Origin of the sequence: Serratia sp. 1D1416, assembly GCF_003641105.1 — a bacterium.
GTDB classification, from domain to species: Bacteria; Pseudomonadota; Gammaproteobacteria; order Enterobacterales; family Enterobacteriaceae; genus Serratia; species Serratia ficaria.
This window is the reverse complement of record NZ_CP032738.1, coordinates 646,106-668,152: the sequence shown is the minus strand read 5'-3', so window position 1 is coordinate 668,152 and position 22,047 is coordinate 646,106. Positions and strand designations below refer to the sequence as shown.

The window sequence follows — 22,047 nt, the reverse complement described above, 5'->3', positions numbered from 1 at the left end:
AAACAGGATGTTAATCATCACATAATTTTGGTTATAAGCATATGCTTATGACGTCTACGGCAAGGTCGTCAGCGTTTGCGCAACAACACCGCGAACACAAAACTACAATAAAGATGTGAAGGACTTTTTATGAGCAATTTTAACCCGTCGCGGCGCCGCTTCATCAAAAGCGCCGTGATAGCGGGGGTATCCGTCTACCTCGCTCCCTTGTACAGCCGCGCCTACGCCGCGTTGTTCGAGCAGAAAATTCTCCAGTCGCCCAATTGGGATCCCCAGGCGAAACGCGTGCGTTTCCGCATCGACGGCCGCGCCAAGGTGATGGGGCAGAAGGTGTTCGCCCGAGACATCCGCGCGGTGGATATGCCGCACTGGCCGCAAAAGCAGGCGCACGCCTTTATCCTGCGCGTCACCAGGGCCGATCGGCTGTTTGAGGGCGTCGATCTGTCGCTGCTGTGTGATGATCTGCAGCCCGATCGGCTGGTCACGGCGGAGGATCTGGCGCGCGACGGCCTGGCCTTCCCGGCGTTCTACGGCGACGACATGCTGCTGCCGAGCGGCAAAACCCCGGCCTATCTCGGCCAGGCGGTGGCGATCCTGATATATCACGATTTCGCCCGTTTCCGCTTCGCCAAGGACCGGCTGAAATTCCGTGAGGAAAGCGTCAAATATGGCGCCGTGACCGGTCCGCTCGAGCGTGACCCTTGGGGCAGCTTCCGCTATGTGCGGGTGGGCGGCGACCGGCCGTTCGATGACGATCGCTTTTCCAGCCTGAAAGACACGCCGATCTTCCCGGTATCGATGAAAAAACACCTGCCGGTGTGGCCGGAAGGCCGCGAGGGCGGCAAGCTGGATCAGGAGGGCATGCATTATGCCGGCACGATCGCCGCCGAGCTGGCGACCCCGCCGGATGATTGGCTGGTGATGTCGCGCCGCTACACCACGCAGTCCATCGATACCTCGGCGCTGGAGCCGGACAACGCCAACGGCTGGTTCGACCCCGCGACGCAGACGCTGCACCTGGTGGTGCCGACCCAGTCGCCGCAGGAGGTGGCCGACGAGATGCCGCGCATGCTGGCCAAGCGCAATCCGCCGGTCAAGCAGCTGATCCTGCATCCGTGCTACACCGTGGGCTACGGCTCGAAAGATCACTACAACTTCCCGTATTACGGCGCGGTGGCGGCGATGTACGGCGACGGTCATCCGGTGCGGCTGGCCAACGACCGCTTCGAGCAGTTCCAGACCGCGCTCAAGCGCCACGCCTTCGACATGAGCTACCGCATCGCGGTCAACCGGCAAACCGGCGTGCTGCAGTCGTTCCACGGCGAGATGACCGCCGACGGCGGCGGCCGCAGCAACTTTACCCCTTCGGTGGTGATGGTGGGCGCCACCGCCGCCCAGTCGATTTACTACTTCCCGAAAAGCGACTTGTCATCGGTGGGGCTGGCCTCTCGGGCGATCGACGCCGGTTCGGCGCGCGGCTACGGCACGCTGCAGAGCATGGCCGCCACCGAGATGATGGTCGATGAGCTGGCCGCCGAGCTGAAGATTGATCCGATCGAGTTTCGTCTGCGCAACGTGCTGAAATCCGGCATGAAAAACACCCAGGGCGCCATTCCCGCCGGCGCCATCCGCGCCGACGAGGTGCTGGAGAAGGCGGCGCGGCATGAAATGTGGCTTAAGCGCGCCGAACGCAAGGCCGAGTTTGAAAGCCGGCATCCGGGCAAACGCTACGGCGTCGGTTTCGGCTGCGTGCAGAAAGACTTCGGTACCGGCGCCGAGACCTCTTTCGCCCGCGTCGAGCTGGGCGAAGACGGGCGCATCACGCTGCATCACAGCGGCGCCGAGATGGGCACCGGCATGTCGACCTCTCAGTCGGTGCTGTGCGCCCAGTGGCTGGGCAAGCCGGCGGACGAGGCGCATTTTTCGGTGACCGACTGGTCGGTATTGCCGATGGTCACCAGCGGCGATCCTTACCTGATGTCGCAGGACGAGCAGGACAAGCTGCAGACCAACCCCAACTGGACGCCGAGCTATTGCTCGCCGTCCAGCGCCAGCAACTCGGCCTATTATTTCTCGCACAGCACCCGCGAAGCGGCGCGGCTGATCTTCGATCGCGGCCTGTGGCCGGCGGCGATGGCGCTGTGGCAGGCCGGTATCGGCGGCGGCCAGGCGGCGCCGCTGGTGGTGCGCCGTGAAGACGCGCGCTGGGTGGAAGGCGGGCTGACCGCCGCCGGCATGTCGGTGCTCAGCCTGGAGTTATTGGCGAAGAAAGCCTATCAGATGGGCGGCGTCACCGGCGCGGCGGTACACGTGTTCAACCGCTGGCAGTGGGCGGAGGCCGATTTCACCCTCAACGGCCGGGCGGAGCGCCTGCCGATCGACGGGCTGGCGCTGCGCCACGCCGGCGGCGAGTTCACCGCCCAGGCGCGCGCGCAGGTTTATTATCCGCCGACCCAGCGCAACAACGCGGCGGTGACCTACTACAGCGCCGTCGGCACGCTGGCGGAAGTGGCGGTGGATGTCGCCACCGGCCAGGTGGAATTGCTGAATCATCACTCGATTATGGAATGCGGCAATATGATCGTGCCGGAGCTGGTTTCCGGCCAGCTGCAGGGCGGCCTGGCGATGGGCATCGGCCATGCGTTGCACGAATATTTACCGCTGTACGAAGACGGGCCGGGCAATGGCACCTGGAACTTCAACCGTTATCACCTGCCGCGCGCCAGCGACGTGGCGGTGTGGAAACAGACCGGCGACATCCTGCCGGCGCTGTCGGAAACCGATCCGCCGAAAGGCATGGCCGAGGTGGTGATGATCCCGGTGGTGGCCGCGCTGGTCAACGCCATCGCCGACGCCACCGGCCACCGTTTCCGTGATTTGCCCGTTCGTGCAGAAAATATTCGTGAGGTATTACAATGAGCATTAAAACCCAGCCGATTTCCCTGACCGTCAACGATAAGCAGTATGGCCCTATCGAGGTGCCGGAAGGGCTGATGATGATCGATTTCCTGCACGAATATCTCGACCTGACCGGCTCGCGCCTCGGTTGCGGGCAGGGCATCTGCCACGCCTGCGTGGCGATTGTCGACCACCCGAGCGGCACCAGCGAAGAGGTGCGCACCTGCATTACCGGCGCTCACTTCTTCAGCGGCAAAAAGGTGCGTACCGTCGAAGGCCACGCCAAGGTGGATGAGCAGGGCGAGGTGGTGGCGCTTTCCCCCATCCAGCAGGCTTTTCTGGAGCATTACAGCTTCCAGTGCGGCTACTGCACGCCGGGCTTCGTCAACGCCGCCACGATTTTCGTCGAGAAGCTCAAGCGGGAGCCGATCGCCCGCGAACAGCTGGAAAGCGCCATCGAACAGGCGCTGGACAGCCACATTTGCCGCTGTACCGGCTATGTGCGCTACTACGAAGCGGTGCGCGACGTGGTGCTGAAGACGCCGGGCCTGCTGAAGGAGACGGCGCAATGAAAAAACGTCTCGCACTGTTGATCCTGCTGGTGGCGATTGTGGTCATCGCGCTGCTGTGGTGGCGGGAAAATCGCCGCTATGACGGCCCGGTGCAGCAGGTGACCGCCGACGCCGAACAGATCGCCCGCGGCCGCTATCTGGCGCGGGCCGCCGACTGCGCCGCCTGCCACACCGCCAGCGGCGGCGCGCCTTTGGCGGGGGGCTATCCGCTGGAAACGCCGTTCGGCACCCTTTACGGCAGCAACCTGACGCCTTCGGCCGACCACGGCATCGGCCGCTGGACCAAGGACGATTTCTTCCTGGCGCTGACCCAGGGCGTGGCGCCGGGCGGCCGCCATCTGTACCCGGCGATGCCTTACACTTCGTACAAGGGCATGTCACGCCAGGACGCCGACGACATCTACGCTTACCTGATGACGCGCCCGGCGGTCGATGTCGCCATTCCGGAAAACGCCATGCCGTTCCCGTTCAACCAGCGCATGGCGCTGATCGGTTGGAACCTGCTGTTCCGTAGCCAAGATCCGCTGCCGGCCAGTTCGCAGGGCGATTCGGCGCCGTGGCAGCGCGGGCGCTATCTGGCCGACGTGTTGGGGCACTGTGGCGAATGTCATACGCCGCGCGGCATGCTGGGGCAGATGGATCTCGGCAAGCCGATGCAGGGCGGCGACCTCGGGCGCTTTATGGCGCCGGACATCACGCCGCAGGGGTTGGCGCAGCGCGGCTGGACGCCGCAGGACGTCGGCCGCTTCCTCGGCACCGGCATCGCGCCGCAGGGTTCCGCCTTCAGCGAAATGCATATGGTGGTGGATCTCAGCACTCGTTATCTGACGCCGGAAGACAATCGGGCGCTGGCCACCTATCTGATGGGCGACCAACCGCCGGCGGCGGTGCCGGTGAAAGCGGGGCAGGGCAGCGATGCCGGCCGCCTGAGCTATCTGGACCAGTGTTCCGGCTGCCATGCGCGAGACGGCGAGGGCAAGCCGCACGTGGCGGTGGCGATGCGCGACAACGCGACGCTGCGCCAGCCGGACGGCAAGAACCTGATCGTCTCGGTGCTGGACGGGTTGCCGGCCCAGCAATTCCCCAACGGCGAAAGCATGCAGAGCATGCCGGCCTTTGGCGAGCGGCTGGACGATGCGCAGCTGGCGGAGCTGGTGAACTATCTGCGCGTCACCTGGGGCGGCCTGCCGGCGGATATCACCGCCGAGCAAGTAAAAGCGCTGCGTAAATAAGCGTTGACGCGCAGGGGGCTCGGTGCGCCGGGCCCCCTGCGCCACTAGCGGTTGTCCGCCGGCGGTTCACCCAAAACCGGCATGCCTTCCTCATCCCAGATTATCGGCTTAATCCGCGTATGGCGGTTGGGATCATAAAGCGGGTCGCCCTCGATTTCCCTGTAGTTGCGGGCGTGGTAAACCAGCAGATCCCGGCCCTGTTGATCGACGGTAAAGCTGTTGTGTCCCGGTCCGAATTGACGATTTCTGGCGCAGGTGCGGAATATCGGTTGGCTGGCCTTGTGCCATTGAGCCGCGTCGGTGAGGTCGCCGGCGATATCGGCCCAGAGAAGGCCGATGCAGTAATTCTCATCGGTGGCGCTGGCGGAATAACTGATGAATATTCGTTGGCCATGGACGATCACCGCCGGCCCTTCGTTGACCCAAAAACCCTGGGTTTCCCATGGCAGCTCCGGCTTGCTGAGCATCACGGGCTGGCCCTTCAACGTCCATGGATTCTCCATTTCCGCCAGATACAGGTTGGAATTGCCGCGCAGGGCCGGATCCTTTTGCGCCCAGAGATAGTAGCGTTTTCCGCGATGGGAAAAGTGCGTGGCGTCGAGGGAGAAGCTGTCGATATGACTGTAAATCCGGCCTTTTTCTTGCCATTCCCCGCTCAGCGGATTGGCCGAGTCGCATTCCAGGGCAAACATGCGGTGTTGAAACAACCCGTCGGCGATGTCCGGACTGTGGGCGGCGGCGAAATACAAATACCATTTGCCGTCGATAAAATGCAGCTCCGGCGCCCAGATCAGCGCGCTCATCGGCCCTTGCAGCGGCTTGCGCCATACCACAACTGCCTCGGCCTGCGGCAGATCGGCGAGGTTGCGCGCCCGCCGAAGCTCGAGCCGGTCGTATTCCGGCACCGAAGCGGTGAAGTAGTAGTAACCATCGCTGTGGCGCAAAATGAACGGATCGGCACGCTGTTCGATAAAGGGATTTGGATAGTCTTGCATCGCGGATTCCTTACGGGTGTTTGGTTTCGAGCTGCTGTTCGCGATAGTCGACCAGCTCCTGATAATTAACGCGGCGCTTTTCCAGATCGATTTGAATTTGCCGCATCAATTGGCGATCGACCTTCAGCAGGCGTACCACGCCGGCGGTAATCAGGTAGCCGATGCCGGGGATAACGGTAAACAACAGCACTATGCAGTTGAGCGCGCCGGCGCTTTGGCTGGCGGCCTCCGCCTGGTAGCCGGACATCGACATCAGGAAACCGACCATGGAGCCGGCTACCGCCAAACCGACTTTCAGAAAGAATAAATTGCCGGAGAAGCTGATGCCGGTGACGCGTTTGCCGGTTTTCCACTCGCCATAGTCGTCCACGTCGGCCATCAGCGACCAGTGCAGCGGCGAGGGGATCTGGTGCAGGATATTGAGCAGGAAATAGGCGGCCACGATGAGCGCGGTCAGGTGCGGGTTGAGGAAGTAAAAGCCGCAGGAAAACGCCGCCAGCAGGATGTTGGTCCAAAAGAACACTTTCAGTTTGCAGAAGCGATCGGTGAGCGGTTTCGCCAGCGCGCTGCCGATCATCATGCCGACGACGCCCAGCGCGATAAACAGGCTGGCGAACGAGGCCGACTGTTGCATTACGTAAGTCACGTAATACATGGTCGCCGCCATGCGGATGAAGCCGGGGCATACGTTGCAAAAGGTCAGCAGCAGAATGCGCACCCACTGATCGTTTTTCCACACGTCTCTCAGATCTGACTTGAGCGCATCGTGGCTCGGCACCGCCGGGCGTATGCGCTCTTTGACCGTGGCAAAGCAGAACAGGAACATCAGCAGGGCGATCAGCGCCAGCACGCCCATGGCCATCTGATAGCCGCGCGCCCTGTCGGCGCCGCCGAACCATTCGGCCATCGGCAACAGGGTCAGCGACAGGATCAGCGTAGCGATGCCGACCAGGATAAAGCGGTAGGACTGACAGGATACCCGCTCGTGCGGATCGGCGGTGATGACGCCGCCCAGCGAACAGTAGGGAATGTTGATGGCGGTATAGGTGAGCGACATCAAAAAGTAGGTGGCAAAGGCGTAGACCACCTTGCTGTTATAGCTCCATTCCGGCGTCGTAAACATCAATACGCTGAATAGCACATAGGGCAGCGAAACCCACAGCAGCCAGGGACGGAAGCGCCCCCAACGGCTTTGCGTGCGATCGGCTATCGCGCCCATAATCGGATCGGTAATGGCATCCAACACCCTGACCGACAGCAGCAGGATACCGACCAGCGCCGGGGTCAGCCCAAAGATGTCGGTATAAAAATAATTGAGAAACAGCATGATCGCTCCGCCGATCATGTTGCAGCCGGCATCTCCCATGCCGTAACCAATCTTTTCTTTTATCGATAGGGCATTGCTCTTCATGGACATTTTCTCCGGGCCGGCAGGATTTTACCGAGTGGCAACGATTATTGTTCCGGCTGGCGGCGAGTTATCAGAAATTAATGGTTGTAGAGATGGACAAACCGGCCGTGGCGGAGAAACTGTGAGCCAGTTTGCAAAATAGGCGGGAAATAAAATGGCCCGCATCAGCGGGCCATGAAATGCGAGGGGGCGCAGCCTCAGCGGCTGGTGGCGCCGGCGATGCGTTGGCTGCGCTGCTTGATGGCGTAGCCGATGGCCAGAATCGCCACCCATACCGGGATCAGCAGCACCGAGATTCGAATGCCCGGCGTCAGGTACATGATAACCAGAATGCCGGCCATAAACAGCAGGCACAGATAGTTGCTGAACGGGTACCAGAAGGCTTTGAACTTCGGCTCTACGCCTTCGCGATCCTTGGCGGCGCGGAACTTCAGATGCGCCAGGCTGATCATCGCCCAGTTAATCACCAGCGCCGATACCACCAGCGCCATCAGCAGTTCGAAGGCGCGCCCCGGGATCAGGTAGTTGATCAGCACGCAGAATGCGGTGGCGAGGGCGGAAACGCCGATGGCGATCACCGGCACGCCGCGGCCGTCGACCTTCAGCAGGCTTTTCGGCCCGTTGCCCTGTTGCGCCAGACCGTACAGCATGCGGCTGTTGCAATATACGCAGCTGTTGTACACCGACAGCGCGGCGGTCAGCACCACGATGTTCAGCACGGTCGCCACCAGGTTGCTGTTCAGCGCGTGGAAGATCAGCACGAACGGGCTGCCGCCTTCGACCACTTTGCCCCACGGGTACAGCGAAAGCAGAATGGTCAGCGAGCCGATGTAGAAGATCAGGATGCGGTAGATCACCTGGTTGGTGGCTTTGGGAATGCTTTTCTGCGGGTTGTCGGCTTCCGCGGCGGTGATGCCGACCAGCTCGAGGCCGCCGAACGAGAACATGATCACCGCCATCGCCATCACCAGCCCCATGATGCCGTTCGGGAAGAACCCGCCCTGCGCCCACAGGTTGGTGACGGTGGCTTCCGGGCCGCCCATGCCGCTGAACAGCAGGTAGGCGCCGAAGACGATCATGCCGATGATCGCCACCACCTTGATGATGGCGAACCAGAATTCCATCTCGCCGTAGACCTTCACGTTGGCCAGGTTGATGGCGTTGATCGCCAGGAAGAACACCGCGGCGGACACCCAGGTGGGGATCTCCGGCCACCAGTACTGCACGTAGATGCCGACCGCGGTCAGTTCCGCCATCGCCACCAGCACGTACAGCACCCAGTAGTTCCAACCGGAAGCGAAGCCGGCGAAGTTGCCCCAGTATTTGTAAGCGAAGTGGCTGAACGAACCGGCCACCGGCTCCTCAACCACCATTTCGCCGAGCTGGCGCATGATCAGAAACGCGATGAAACCGCCAATGGCATAGCCGAGAATGACCGACGGGCCGGCCATTTTTATTGTTTGAGCGATACCGAGGAATAGCCCGGTACCTATTGCGCCACCTAAGGCAATAAGCTGAATATGCCGGTTTTTGAGGCCGCGTTTCAGCTGGTCGCCATGCTGTTGACCATCCATCAATCAAACCCTCTGTCGTTGCAGAATTACGCACATGCTGTAAAGCAGTGGTTACGATGTGTGTTTTGTTTTATTTACGGCGTTATAGCTATTAATTCCACGGCGCCGCTACCGTTTGGCAAAGAATAATGTTATGCGCGTCAGTTTGCACCTGCTTTGTCGTGTGAGTGATTAAGATTTCAGCAGTTTAGGAAACAAAATGCGGGTTGTGTGACGGCAGGGGGGATTCAGTGCATGAAATAAGCAACAAATCACATAATGCGCAAAAATAACGTAGATAAGACCTTTTTTCCGCGTTCAAATAGTAAACAGCCGATGGCCGGGCAGTTGGCGAAATAGCCATTCATTAAAGCTTAATAATCATGCAATAAAACTCGGGCAAAAAGTTTGCACTCTGCCTGATGTAAGGTTTGGTAAAAGTTAAAACCAACGCCTGGCGCGTAAAGGGGATTACCGGCCCGGCGCGACCGGCCTGCGGCGGGCTTTTAATCGGGGTGTTAAAATGTGCGGGTAACCTGATTTCGATCAAGGGCCATATGGACAGGAGGTGAATACTTTGTTACTTTACCGTCACGTTTTTGAAATTGGTATTACCAATTGACTCCGCGCCATTCGCAGAGATGAATTCACCCATGGCCTACAGCAAAATCCGCCAACCCAAGTTGTCAGACGTTATCGAGCAGCAGCTCGAATACCTGATCCTCGAGGGAACGCTGCGTCCAGGCGAAAAGCTGCCTCCGGAGCGCGAGCTGGCGAAACAATTTGATGTTTCCCGCCCTTCTCTGAGAGAGGCCATCCAGCGCCTGGAAGCTAAAGGGCTGCTCCTGCGCCGTCAGGGCGGCGGCACCTTTGTACAAACTAATCTGTGGCAGAGCTTCAGCGATCCGCTGGCTGAACTGCTGGCCGACCATCCTGAATCACAATTCGATCTGCTGGAAACCCGTCACGCGCTGGAAGGCATTGCCGCCTATTACGCGGCGCTGCGCGGCACCGATGAAGATCTGGCGCGCATCCGCGATTGCCACATAGTGATTCAGCAGGCCCAGGACAGCGGCGATCTCGACGCCGAAGCCGACGCGGTCATGCAGTACCAAATCGCCGTGACCGAAGCTGCCCACAACGTTGTGTTGCTGCACCTGCTACGCTGCATGGGGCCGATGCTGGAACAGAACGTGCGTCAGAACTTTGAATTGCTCTACTCGCGCCGTGAGATGTTGGCAAAAGTGAGCAGCCACCGCGCCGGGATTTTTGAGGCGATTGTGGCACGCGAGCCGGAAAAGGCCCGTGAAGCCTCGCACCGCCACTTGGCGTTTATCGAGGAAATCTTGCTGGATCTCAGTCGGGAGCATACCCGCCGCGAGAGATCGCTACGGCGTCTCCAGCAACGCAAGGATTAAGAACCCTGCTCTTCAGGGCACACCAGCCTGCGGAGTTTAGGTTCGAGGTACTTAGTTAAGTACTTAAGCGGCAACTAAACTGATGGGCCTGTCTTCGTGTGTTTTGCCACAGAACACAGGAAGACAGGCTCCAAACAAACCATTAGACAGATAAGGAATACCACCATGTCAGAACGTTTAAACAATGACGTGGATCCGATCGAAACCCGCGACTGGCTGCAGGCGATCGAATCGGTCATCCGTGAAGAGGGTGTTGAGCGAGCTCAGTTTCTGATTGATCAGGTATTGGGAGAAGCCCGCAAGGGCGGTGTTAGCGTGGCAGCAGGCGCTGCGGCCAACAACTACATCAACACCATCGCGGTAGAAGACGAACCTGCTTACCCAGGCAACCTGGATCTGGAGCGCCGTATTCGTTCAGCGATCCGCTGGAACGCGATCATGACCGTTCTGCGCGCATCCAAGAAAGACCTGGACCTGGGCGGCCACATGGCTTCCTTCCAGTCTTCCGCGACCTTCTATGAAGTCTGCTTTAACCACTTCTTCCGCGCACGCAACGAGCAAGACGGCGGCGATCTGGTTTACTTCCAGGGCCACATCTCTCCGGGCGTTTACGCGCGCGCCTTCCTTGAAGGCCGTCTCACCGAAGAACAAATGAACAACTTCCGTCAGGAAGTTCACGGCAAAGGTCTGTCCTCTTATCCGCATCCAAAACTGATGCCGGAATTCTGGCAGTTCCCGACCGTATCCATGGGCCTGGGCCCAATCAGCGCCATCTATCAGGCGAAGTTCCTGAAATATCTGGAACACCGCGGCCTGAAAAACACCGCTGAGCAAACCGTTTACGCCTTCCTGGGCGACGGCGAGATGGACGAACCGGAATCCAAGGGCGCCATCACCATCGCGACCCGCGAGAAGCTGGACAACCTGGTGTTCGTCATCAACTGCAACCTGCAGCGCCTGGACGGCCCGGTCACCGGCAACGGCAAGATCATCAACGAACTGGAAGGCATCTTCTCCGGCGCAGGCTGGCAGGTGCTGAAAGTGATCTGGGGCGGCCGTTGGGATGAACTGCTGCGCAAAGACACCAGCGGCAAACTGGTTCAGCTGATGAACGAGACCCTGGACGGCGACTACCAGACCTTCAAATCCAAAGACGGCGCTTACGTGCGCGAGCACTTCTTCGGCCGTTACCCGGAAACCGCGGCGCTGGTCAAAGACATGACCGACGACGAAATCTGGGCGCTGAACCGTGGCGGTCACGATCCGAAGAAAGTCTTTGCCGCACTGAAAAAAGCGCAGGATACCAAAGGCAAACCAACCGTAATCCTGGCCCACACCATCAAAGGTTACGGCATGGGTGAAACTGCGGAAGGTAAAAACATCGCGCACCAGGTGAAGAAAATGAACATGGAAGGGGTTCACCACTTCCGCGATCGTTTCAACGTGCCGGTTGCCGATGCCGACATCGAAAAACTGCCGTACATCACCTTCGAGAAAGATTCCGAAGAGTACAAATACCTGCACGAACGTCGTCAGGCGCTGAAAGGCTACGTGCCTACCCGCTTGCCGGAGTTCACCCAGAAGCTGGAAATGCCGGCGCTGGAAGACTTCAGCTCGCTGCTGGAAGAGCAGAACAAAGAGATCTCCACCACTATCGCCTTCGTGCGTGCCCTGAACGTGATGCTGAAGAACAAGTCGATCAAAGATCGCCTGGTGCCCATCATCGCCGACGAAGCGCGTACCTTCGGTATGGAAGGCCTGTTCCGTCAGATCGGCATCTACAGCCCTAACGGCCAGCAGTACACCCCGCAGGACCGCGAGCAGGTTGCCTACTACAAAGAAGACGAGAAAGGCCAGATCCTGCAGGAAGGCATCAACGAACTGGGCGCAGCCTCTTCATGGTTGGCCGCAGCGACGTCCTACAGCACCAACGATCTGCCGATGATCCCGTTCTACATCTACTACTCGATGTTCGGTTTCCAGCGTATCGGTGACCTGTGCTGGGCGGCGGGCGACCAACAGGCGCGCGGCTTCCTGATCGGCGGTACTTCAGGCCGTACCACCCTGAACGGCGAAGGTCTGCAGCACGAAGACGGCCACAGCCACATTCAGTCCCTGACTATCCCTAACTGCATCTCTTACGATCCCGCTTACGCATACGAAGTGGCGGTGATCATGCACGACGGTCTGGTGCGCATGTACGGCGACAACCCGGAAAACGTGTACTACTACCTGACCACGCTGAACGAAAACTACCACATGCCGGCCATGCCGCAGGGCGCAGAAGAAGGCATCCGCAAGGGTATCTACAAGCTGGAAACTCTGGAAGGCAGCAAAGGCAAGGTGCAGCTGCTGGGCTCGGGCTCCATCCTGCGCCACGTGCGTGAAGCCGCGCAGATCCTGGCGAAAGACTACGGCGTGGGTTCCGACACCTACAGCGTCACCTCGTTCACCGAACTGGCGCGCGACGGCCAGGACTGCGAGCGTTGGAACATGCTGCACCCAACCGAAGCGCCACGCGTGCCTTACATCGCTCAGGTGATGAGCGATGCGCCTGCGGTAGCCTCTACCGACTACATGAAACTGTTCGCAGAGCAGGTTCGTACTTACGTTCCAGCCAGCGATTACCGCGTACTGGGCACTGACGGCTTCGGTCGTTCAGACAGCCGCGAGAATCTGCGTCACCACTTCGAAGTCGATGCGTCTTACGTGGTGGTTGCCGCCCTGGGTGAACTGGCTAAACGCGGTGAAATCGAAGCTTCTGTGGTAGCCGATGCGATTAAGAAATTCGACATCAACCCAGAAAAAGTTAACCCGCGTCTGGCTTAAGAGGTACTGAATAATGTCTATCGAAATCAACGTACCGGACATCGGTGCAGACGAAGTCGAAATCACCGAGATCCTGGTGAAGGTTGGCGATAAGGTTGAAGCTGAACAATCGCTGATCACCGTGGAGGGCGACAAGGCCTCCATGGAAGTGCCATCCCCGCAGGCGGGCGTGGTGAAAGAAATCAAAGTGGCGGTCGGCGATAAAACCGAAACCGGCAAACTGATCATGATCTTCGACGCCGAAGGCGCGGCGCAGGCCGCACCGGCGGCCAAAGCGGAAGAAAAACCGGCGGCGGCTCCCGCTGCGCCGGCTGCCGCTGCAGCCAAAGACGTTGAAGTGCCGGACATCGGCGCCGACGAAGTCGAAGTGACCGAGATCCTGGTGAAAGTGGGCGACAAGGTGGAAGCCGAGCAGTCCCTGATCACCGTTGAAGGCGACAAGGCTTCGATGGAAGTGCCGGCGCCGTTCGCGGGCACCGTTAAAGAGATCAAGATCGCGACCGGCGACAAAGTGAAAACCGGCTCCCTGATCATGGTGTTCGACGTGGCCGGCGCAGCCTCCGCTGCGGCCCCGGCTGCGGCTGAAGCCCCTGCCGCCGCTGCAGCGCCTGCGGCCTCTGCGGCCAAAGACGTCGCCGTGCCGGACATCGGCGGCGACGAAGTCGAAGTGACCGAAGTGATGGTCAAGGTCGGCGACAAGGTTGCCGCCGAGCAGTCGCTGATCACCGTTGAAGGCGACAAGGCTTCGATGGAAGTGCCGGCGCCGTTCGCGGGTACCGTTAAAGAGATCAAGATCAACACCGGCGACAAAGTGAAAACCGGTTCTCTGATCATGGTGTTCGAAGTGGAAGGCGCTGCGCCGGCCGCTGCCCCTGCTGCGCAAGCCGCACCGGCGCCGGCCAGGCAGGAAGCCGCAGCCCCTGCACCGGCCGCGAAAGCCGAGAGCAAAGGCGAGTTCACCGAGAACGCCGCCTATGTGCACGCCACCCCGGTTATCCGCCGTCTGGCGCGCGAGTTCGGCGTAAACCTGGCGAAAGTGAAGGGCACCGGTCGTAAGGGCCGCATCCTGCGCGAAGACGTTCAGGCTTACGTTAAAGACGCGGTGAAACGCGCCGAAGCCGCTCCAGCCGCTGCCGGCGGCGGTCTGCCAGGCATGCTGCCATGGCCGAAAGTGGACTTCAGCAAGTTCGGCGAGATCGAAGAAGTCGAAATGGGCCGCATCCAGAAAATCTCTGGCGCCAACCTGAGCCGCAACTGGGTGATGATCCCGCACGTGACTCACTTCGACAAAACCGACATCACCGATCTGGAAGCTTTCCGCAAGCAGCAGAACGAAGAAGCTGCCAAGCGCAAGCTGGACGTGAAGTTCACCCCGGTGGTGTTCATCATGAAAGCCGTCGCCGCCGCTCTGGAGCAGATGCCGCGTTTCAACAGCTCGCTGTCCGAAGATGGCCAGAAGCTGACGCTGAAAAAATACATCAACGTCGGCGTGGCGGTAGATACGCCGAATGGCCTGGTGGTTCCGGTATTCAAAGATGTGAACAAGAAGAGCATCACCGAACTGTCTCGCGAGCTGATGGCTATCTCCAAGAAAGCCCGCGACGGCAAGCTGACCGCAGGCGAAATGCAGGGCGGTTGCTTCACCATCTCCAGCCTGGGCGGTATCGGGACGACTCACTTCGCGCCTATCGTCAACGCGCCGGAAGTGGCTATCCTGGGCGTCTCCAAGTCTGCGATGGAGCCGGTGTGGAACGGTAAAGAGTTCGTGCCGCGTCTGATGATGCCGATGTCGCTCTCCTTCGACCACCGCGTCATCGACGGTGCAGATGGTGCGCGTTTCATCACCATCATCAACAATATGCTGTCTGACATTCGCCGTCTGGTGATGTAATAGAAAAGGGGCGCAGTTATGCTGCGCCCTTATCGCTTCAGCAGCAGTTTTGTCGGGTTTTGCATGACTCGACAAAATTGTTGAGACACGGGTCACTCGAACACGCTTTGCAGTTTATTAACAATTCTGTAAACTGCTCGCGGTGTAAGCGTCCCGGTGGATGAAGGGCGTTATGAGATCGATTAGCAATAAAAATGACGTCTGACCCGCCGGACAACTAATTAAGAGGTCATGATGAGTACTGAAATTAAAACTCAGGTCGTGGTACTTGGGGCGGGCCCGGCAGGTTACTCTGCTGCCTTTCGTTGCGCTGACTTAGGTCTTGAAACCGTTCTGGTTGAACGTTATTCCACTCTGGGCGGGGTTTGCCTGAACGTGGGATGTATCCCTTCCAAAGCACTGCTGCACGTTGCCAAAGTGATCGAAGAAGCCAAAGCGCTGGCCGAGCACGGCATCGTTTTCGGCGAGCCGAAAACCGACATCGACAAAGTGCGCGTCTGGAAAGAAAAAGTCATCAATCAGCTGACCGGCGGTCTGGCTGGCATGGCCAAAGGCCGTAAAGTGAAAGTGGTCAACGGCCTGGGCAAATTTACCGGCGCTAACACCCTGGTTGTCGAAGGCGAAAATGGCCCGACCACCATCAACTTCGATAACGCCATCATCGCCGCAGGTTCCCGTCCGATCCAACTGCCATTCATTCCTCATGAAGATCCACGCGTGTGGGACTCTACCGATGCGCTGGAGCTGAAAACCGTCCCAGAGCGTCTGTTGGTCATGGGCGGCGGCATCATCGGCCTGGAAATGGGCACCGTATACCATGCGCTGGGTTCGCAGATCGACGTGGTCGAAATGTTCGATCAGGTTATCCCGGCTGCAGATAAAGACGTGGTGAAAGTCTTCACCAAACGCATCAGCAAGCAGTTCAACCTGATGCTGGAAACCAAAGTGACCGCGGTAGAAGCCAAAGAAGACGGCATCTACGTCACGATGGAAGGCAAAAAAGCGCCGGCAGAACCGCAGCGCTACGACGCGGTACTGGTGGCCATCGGCCGCGTGCCGAACGGCAAACTGCTGGATGCCGGCAAAGCCGGTGTTGAAGTCGACGACCGCGGCTTCATCAACGTCGACAAACAGCTGCGCACCAACGTGCCGCACATTTTCGCTATCGGCGACATCGTCGGTCAGCCGATGCTGGCGCACAAAGGCGTGCACGAAGGCCACGTTGCCGCGGAAGTGATCGCCGGCATGAAGCACTACTTCGACCCGAAAGTGATCCCGTCAATCGCTTACACCGAGCCGGAAGTTGCATGGGTGGGTCTGACCGAGAAAGAAGCGAAAGAGAAAGGCATCAGCTACGAAACCTCCACCTTCCCGTGGGCGGCTTCCGGCCGTGCGATCGCTTCCGACTGTGCGGACGGCATGACCAAACTGATCTTCGACAAAGAAACTCACCGCATCATCGGTGGCGCGATTGTCGGCACCAACGGCGGCGAGCTGCTGGGTGAAATCGGTCTGGCCATCGAGATGGGTTGCGACGCGGAAGACATCGCGCTGACCATCCACGCTCACCCGACCCTGCACGAATCCGTAGGCCTGGCGGCAGAGATCTACGAAGGCAGCATCACCGACCTGCCTAACCCGAAAGCCAAGAAGAAGTAATTCTGCTGGTTTGACCGGGTAACAAGCGGCTCCTGAAAAGGGGCCGTTTTTTTATGCGTCGAAGGCGGTAAAAGGCCGCTCAATGAGGCGTCCTTTCCTCTCAAATTTTGATCCCCATACCTATAACCCTTGCAAATGCATGGTTATCGTGTTGTGCTCTTGGCGCTGAGCTTGGTCGTTTCCCATAGTCGGCTCCCGGCGTTGGGCCAGCCTGATATACAGCCGATTACACTGTGCTCAACGATTCAGCAAAGATTTAATGTTGCTTTTATGTGAACGAATTAACAACCGTTTCAAATCCTGATATGCTGGCTGAGCGGAACCGGGCACTGTACCTTACAGTCCAGGACATCGACAGCAGTGCCCCGTCAGGATCAATGGCACCAACACCGTGCGCTAAACCCGGTTTGAAGAGTTACCCTATGGCTTTCAAGTTGCAGTTAGGCGCCCAGCTCGTTCATCCCCAGGCGCTTACTCAGGTAAGTAACTGGGGTGAACGAGCGCAGGTAACAACACTGCGGCTTGAAAGACGACGGGTATAAACGCCAGGCACAATAAATGACAATGAGAGCGAGGAGAACGTCGTGCTAGAAGAATACCGTAAGCACGTAGCCGAGCGTGCTGCTGAGGGCATTGCCCCTAAGCCGTTAGACGCCACCCAAATGGCCGCGCTGGTCGAATTATTAAAGAATCCGCCAAAAGGCGAAGAAGAATTCCTGTTAGACCTGCTGATTAATCGTGTTCCACCGGGCGTCGACGAAGCCGCCTACGTCAAAGCAGGTTTCCTGGCGGCCATCGCCAAAGGTGAAGCGACATCCCCCCTGGTTACCCCCGAGAAAGCCATCGAACTGTTAGGCACCATGCAGGGCGGTTACAACATTCACCCGCTGATTGACGCGCTGGATAACGAAAAGCTGGCGCCGATCGCCGCCAAAGCGCTGTCCCACACGCTGCTGATGTTCGACAACTTCTACGACGTGGAAGAAAAGGCCAAGGCCGGCAATCTGTACGCCAAGCAGATCATGCAATCCTGGGCCGATGCCGACTGGTATCTGTCGCGCCCTGAACTGGCGGAAAAAATCACCGTCACCGTATTCAAAGTCACCGGCGAAACCAATACCGATGACCTGTCGCCGGCGCCGGACGCCTGGTCGCGCCCGGATATCCCGCTGCACGCCCTGGCGATGCTGAAGAACGAACGTGAAGGCATCGTGCCGGATCAACCGGGCAGCGTCGGCCCGATCAAACAGATTGAGCTGCTGAACAAGAAAGGCTTCCCGCTGGCCTACGTCGGCGACGTGGTCGGCACCGGCTCTTCCCGTAAGTCCGCCACCAACTCGGTGCTGTGGTTTATGGGCGACGACATCCCGCACGTGCCGAACAAACGCGGCGGCGGCGTGGTGCTGGGCGGCAAGATTGCGCCAATCTTCTTCAACACCATGGAAGATGCCGGCGCATTGCCGATCGAAGTGGACGTCTCCGAGCTGAATATGGGCGACGTGATCGACGTTTACCCGTACAAGGGCGAAGTGCGCAACCACGAAACCGGCGAGTTGATCGCCAACTTCGAATTGAAAACCGACGTGCTGCTGGATGAAGTGCGCGCCGGCGGCCGTATTCCGCTGATCATCGGCCGCGGCCTGACCACCAAGGCGCGCGAAGCGCTGGGCCTGCCGCACAGCGACGTGTTCCGCATCGCCAAGCCGATCGCCGCCAGCAGCAAGGGCTTCTCGCTGGCGCAAAAAATGGTTGGCCGCGCCTGCGGCGTTGCCGGCATTCGCCCTGGCGAATACTGCGAACCGAAGATGACTTCGGTGGGCTCGCAGGACACCACCGGCCCGATGACCCGCGACGAGCTGAAAGATCTGGCCTGTCTGGGCTTCTCCGCCGATCTGGTGATGCAGTCGTTCTGCCATACCGCCGCTTACCCGAAACCGGTCGACGTGACGACCCACCACACGCTGCCTGACTTCATCATGAACCGCGGCGGCGTTTCGCTGCGCCCCGGCGACGGCGTTATCCACTCCTGGTTGAACCGCATGCTGCTGCCGGACACCGTCGGCACCGGCGGCGATTCCCACACCCGCTTCCCGATCGGCATCTCCTTCCCGGCCGGTTCCGGCCTGGTGGCGTTCGCCGCGGCTACCGGCGTAATGCCGCTGGACATGCCTGAATCGGTGCTGGTGCGTTTCAAAGGCAAAATGCAGCCGGGCATCACCCTGCGCGACCTGGTGCACGCCATCCCTTATTATGCGATCCAGCAAGGTTTGCTGACCGTCGAGAAGAAGGGCAAGAAGAACATCTTCTCCGGCCGCATTCTGGAGATCGAAGGCCTGCCGGATCTGAAGGTCGAGCAGGCGTTCGAGCTGACCGACGCCTCCGCCGAGCGTTCCGCCGCCGGCTGCACCATCAAGCTGGACAAGGCGCCGATCGAAGAGTACCTGAACTCCAACATCGTGCTGCTGAAGTGGATGATTTCCGAAGGCTACGGCGATCGCCGCACGCTGGAGCGCCGCATTCAGGGCATGGAAAAATGGTTGGCGGATCCGCAATTGCTGGAAGGCGACGCGGATGCGGAATATGCCGCGGTGATCGACATCGATCTGGCGGAAATCACCCAGCCAATTCTGTGCGCGCCAAACGATCCGGACGATGCGCGTTTGCTGTCCGACGTGGCCAACAGCAAAATTGATGAGGTATTCATCGGTTCCTGCATGACCAACATCGGTCACTTCCGCGCGGCCGGCAAGCTGCTGGATCAGCACAAGGGCCAGTTGCCGACCCGCCTGTGGGTGGCACCGCCAACCAAGATGGATGCGGCTCAGCTGACCGAAGAGGGCTACTACAGCGTATTCGGCAAGAGCGGCGCGCGCATCGAGATCCCGGGCTGTTCATTGTGCATGGGCAACCAGGCGCGCGTGGCGGACGGCGCGACGGTGGTATCCACCTCCACCCGTAACTTCCCGAACCGCTTGGGCACCGGCGCCAACGTCTACCTGGCTTCGGCCGAGCTGGCGGCGGTCGCTTCGCTGCTGGGCCGTTTGCCGACGCCGGACGAGTACCAGACCTATATGGCGCAGGTCGACAAGACTGCGGCGGACACCTACCGCTATCTGAACTTTGACCAGTTGGGGCAGTACACCGAAAAAGCCGACGGCGTGATCTTCCAAACCGCCGTTTAAGCCGCGTTAACCAAATCATTCGCACTGCGGCAAGGCGGCCAACGCCGTTGCAATTCGAAAAATGATGGGTAATATTGCGCAACTGTTTAACGGGAGGCCTTGGCCTCCCGTTTTATTTTGCTCAGTTGCCAACTTTGCGAGCGCTCACTGAGTTAGTCAGCCAGTAATGTTTACACTAAGAAAAAGGGCTCGGGAGGGCGTGCTATGGATTACGAATTTCTGCGTGACGTCACCGGTCAGGTGATAGTCAGATTTTCGATGGGGCATGAGGCAATCGGCCACTGGATCAACGAGGAAGTCAAAGGCGACTTCAACCTGCTGGATCGCATCGAGGCCGGTGCGGCCGAGGTGAAGGGCAGCGAGCGCCAATGGCAGCTGAATGGGCACGAATACACGCTGCTGATGGACGGCGAAGAAGTGATGATCCGCGCTAACCAGTTGGAGTTCGAAGGCGATGAGATGGAGGAGGGGATGAATTACTACGACGAAGAAAGCCTCTCATTCTGCGGCGTTGAGGATTTCTTGCTGGTCTTGAAGGCCTACCGTTCGTTCATGTTGAAGTACTGAACGTAAGGGCGCGGCAGGCCGCGCCCGTTACCCATCACAGATGCGGAATATTGCGGCCGTAATAGATTTCCTGCATCTCTTTCCACAGCAGATCGGTGATTTCCTGGCGCTCGGCGGCGCCAAGCTCTTCCGGTTTGGCGTTGAACAGGTAATGCTTCAGATCGAAGTCCTTCAGTAACATCTTGGTATGGAAGATGTTTTCCTGATAAACATTCACGTCCATCATGTGGTACAGCGACTTGATATCCTCAGACATAAAGTTCTGGATCGAATTGATCTCATGATCGATGTAATGCTTCACGCCGTTCACGTCGCGGGTAAAGCCGCGCACGCGGTAATCCATGGTGACGATGTCGGATTCCAGCTGGTGGATCAGATAATTCAACGCCTTGAGCGGTGAAATCACGCCGCAGGTCGATACCTCGATATCGGCGCGGAAGGTGCATAACCCGCCTTCCGGATGGCTCTCCGGATAGGTGTGAACGCAAATGTGGCTCTTGTCCAGGTGCGCGACCACCGTGTTCGGCAGCGGGCCGGGATGTTCCGACGTATCTACGTCTTTCGGATCGACCGGCTCTTCGCTGACCAGAATGGTGACGCTGGCGCCCTGCGGCTCGTAGTCCTGACGTGCGATGTTCAGAATGTTGGCGCCAATGATCGAGCAGGTTTCGCTCAGGATCTCGGTCAGTCGATTGGCGTTGTATTGTTCGTCAATGTAGGCGATATAGCCGTCGCGGTCGTCCGCGGTTTTGGCGTAACAAATATCGTAAATACAAAAACTCAGGCTTTTGGTCAGGTTGTTGAAGCCGTGCAGTTTTAGCTTATGCAATTTGGTTCACCTCCTTTATCTTCTCACTTAACGTGTCACGTTCATTCTCGGCATAATCGAAGCCGCCTCTGCGTTGGCGGCGCTTGTTCAAGCGCTGCGCAACGCCAATTATTTCGGGCACAGGGCGTCGAGCAAATACTGCGGCAGAGCAAAGCTGCCCGCATGAATTGCCGGGTTGTAATAACGGCAGTTTAAACCGCGTTGATTAAAGCGTTGTTGCAGCTGGGCCAAATCGAGCTGGCGCAGCGCCGGGTTCTGGCTCGCCCAGGCGAAGGTCATGATGCCGCCGTAGTAGGTCGGGATCGCCGCCTGATAGAAGCTGACGTCGCCAAAATATTGGCTGAGCCTGGTGTGGCTGTTGATCGCTTCGTCCTGCTGCAGGAAGCAAACGCCGTTCTGCGCGACAAAGATGCCGCCCTCGTTCAGGCTGCGCGCGCATCCTTCATAGAACGCCGAGGTGAACAGGCTTTCGCCGGGGCCGATCGGGTCGGTGCAGTCGGAGATAATCACATCGAATTTTTCGGCGGTCTGATTGACGAAGTTGACGCCGTCGTCGATCACCAGCCTGAAGCGCGGATCTTCGTAAGAACCGGCGTTGTGATTAGGCAGATAGCGGCGGCAGAACTCCACCACGCCGGCGTCGATCTCGACCATGGTGATCTGCTCTACGCCCGGGTGGCGACTGACTTCGCGCAGCATGCCGCCGTCGCCGCCGCCGATGATCAGCACTTTTTTCGCCGCGCCGTGCGCCAGCAGCGGCACGTGGGTCATCATTTCGTGATAGATGAACTCGTCGCGCTCGGTGGTTTGCACCACGCCGTCGAGCGCCATCACGCGCCCCAGCACCGGGTTTTCGAAAATCACCAGGTCCTGATGCTCGGTCTTCTCACGATACAGCACCTTCTCCACCGAGAAGTACTGGCCGAAGTTGGCATGCAGCGTTTCATACCAAATTTCTTTCTGGGTCATGTGCGGGAAACTCCGTAATAACAGCCATGAAAAATTGGCGCA

14 protein-coding genes are annotated in these 22,047 nt (G+C 59.0%); 9 read left to right on the top strand and 5 right to left on the bottom strand.

Translation table 11 applies throughout. From position 1 onward, the window contains the following. Positions 1 to 129 precede the first annotated feature (129 nt). From D7I37_RS03175 to D7I37_RS03165, 3 genes are read left to right on the top strand one after another with little or no spacing between them, the layout of a single operon-like run. Positions 130 to 2,919, top strand: a complete 2,790-nt coding sequence (locus tag D7I37_RS03175) for a xanthine dehydrogenase family protein molybdopterin-binding subunit (protein WP_129543297.1) — start codon at positions 130 to 132, stop codon at positions 2,917 to 2,919. Beyond that, positions 2,916 to 3,470, top strand: a complete 555-nt coding sequence (locus D7I37_RS03170; RefSeq protein ID WP_061798595.1) for a (2Fe-2S)-binding protein — start codon at positions 2,916 to 2,918, stop codon at positions 3,468 to 3,470. Before D7I37_RS03175 ends, D7I37_RS03170 begins: the two co-directional genes overlap by 4 nt. Continuing rightward, entirely contained in the window at positions 3,467 to 4,702 is a 1,236-nt protein-coding gene (locus D7I37_RS03165; protein WP_095099179.1) for a cytochrome c, read from the top strand. The genes D7I37_RS03170 and D7I37_RS03165 overlap by 4 nt, the downstream gene beginning before the upstream one ends. A gap of 44 nt (positions 4,703 to 4,746) precedes the next feature. Here the strand turns inward: D7I37_RS03165 and D7I37_RS03160 are convergent, their stop codons facing one another. From D7I37_RS03160 to D7I37_RS03150, 3 genes are all read right to left on the bottom strand, one after another. Next, a complete protein-coding gene (locus tag D7I37_RS03160; RefSeq protein WP_129543296.1) occupies positions 4,747 to 5,697 on the bottom strand; it encodes a family 43 glycosylhydrolase in 951 nt (316 codons plus the stop codon). A 10-nt stretch (positions 5,698 to 5,707) separates the two neighbouring features. After that, on the bottom strand, positions 5,708 to 7,108 hold the full coding sequence (locus D7I37_RS03155; protein WP_061798601.1) for a glycoside-pentoside-hexuronide (GPH):cation symporter: 1,401 nt from the start codon (positions 7,106 to 7,108) through the stop codon (positions 5,708 to 5,710). A gap of 197 nt (positions 7,109 to 7,305) precedes the next feature. Then, positions 7,306 to 8,682 carry an amino acid permease gene (locus D7I37_RS03150; protein WP_061798602.1) on the bottom strand — a complete coding sequence of 459 codons (1,377 nt, stop codon included), beginning with the start codon at positions 8,680 to 8,682 and terminating at the stop codon, positions 7,306 to 7,308. 632 nt (positions 8,683 to 9,314) lie between these two features. Between D7I37_RS03150 and pdhR the strand changes: the two genes are divergently transcribed. From pdhR to yacL, 6 genes are all read left to right on the top strand, one after another. Continuing rightward, entirely contained in the window at positions 9,315 to 10,079 is a 765-nt protein-coding gene (gene pdhR, locus D7I37_RS03145; RefSeq protein WP_004937490.1) for a pyruvate dehydrogenase complex transcriptional repressor PdhR, read from the top strand. Between the two features lie 165 nt (positions 10,080 to 10,244). Then, the gene (aceE, locus tag D7I37_RS03140; protein ID WP_061798604.1) at positions 10,245 to 12,908 is read left to right on the top strand and encodes a pyruvate dehydrogenase (acetyl-transferring), homodimeric type; all 2,664 of its coding nucleotides are present in this window, start codon (positions 10,245 to 10,247) and stop codon (positions 12,906 to 12,908) included. 13 nt (positions 12,909 to 12,921) lie between these two features. After that, a complete protein-coding gene (gene aceF / locus D7I37_RS03135) occupies positions 12,922 to 14,799 on the top strand; it encodes a pyruvate dehydrogenase complex dihydrolipoyllysine-residue acetyltransferase (protein WP_061798606.1) in 1,878 nt (625 codons plus the stop codon). Between the two features lie 234 nt (positions 14,800 to 15,033). Continuing rightward, positions 15,034 to 16,458 carry a dihydrolipoyl dehydrogenase gene (lpdA, locus tag D7I37_RS03130; RefSeq protein ID WP_061798702.1) on the top strand — a complete coding sequence of 475 codons (1,425 nt, stop codon included), beginning with the start codon at positions 15,034 to 15,036 and terminating at the stop codon, positions 16,456 to 16,458. Between the two features lie 584 nt (positions 16,459 to 17,042). Next, positions 17,043 to 19,640: a bifunctional aconitate hydratase 2/2-methylisocitrate dehydratase gene (acnB, locus tag D7I37_RS03125; RefSeq protein ID WP_061798608.1), complete on the top strand. Its 2,598-nt coding sequence runs from the start codon at positions 17,043 to 17,045 to the stop codon at positions 19,638 to 19,640. Between the two features lie 204 nt (positions 19,641 to 19,844). Next, positions 19,845 to 20,207, top strand: a complete 363-nt coding sequence (gene yacL / locus D7I37_RS03120; RefSeq protein WP_061798610.1) for a protein YacL — start codon at positions 19,845 to 19,847, stop codon at positions 20,205 to 20,207. A gap of 34 nt (positions 20,208 to 20,241) precedes the next feature. On the opposite strand, the gene speD is transcribed toward yacL, so the two are convergent. Together speD and speE are read right to left on the bottom strand one after the other, a co-directional pair. Then, positions 20,242 to 21,036, bottom strand: a complete 795-nt coding sequence (speD, locus tag D7I37_RS03115; RefSeq protein ID WP_061798612.1) for an adenosylmethionine decarboxylase — start codon at positions 21,034 to 21,036, stop codon at positions 20,242 to 20,244. Between the two features lie 108 nt (positions 21,037 to 21,144). Further along, the gene (gene speE / locus D7I37_RS03110; RefSeq protein ID WP_061798614.1) at positions 21,145 to 22,005 is read right to left on the bottom strand and encodes a polyamine aminopropyltransferase; all 861 of its coding nucleotides are present in this window, start codon (positions 22,003 to 22,005) and stop codon (positions 21,145 to 21,147) included. Positions 22,006 to 22,047 lie beyond the last annotated feature (42 nt).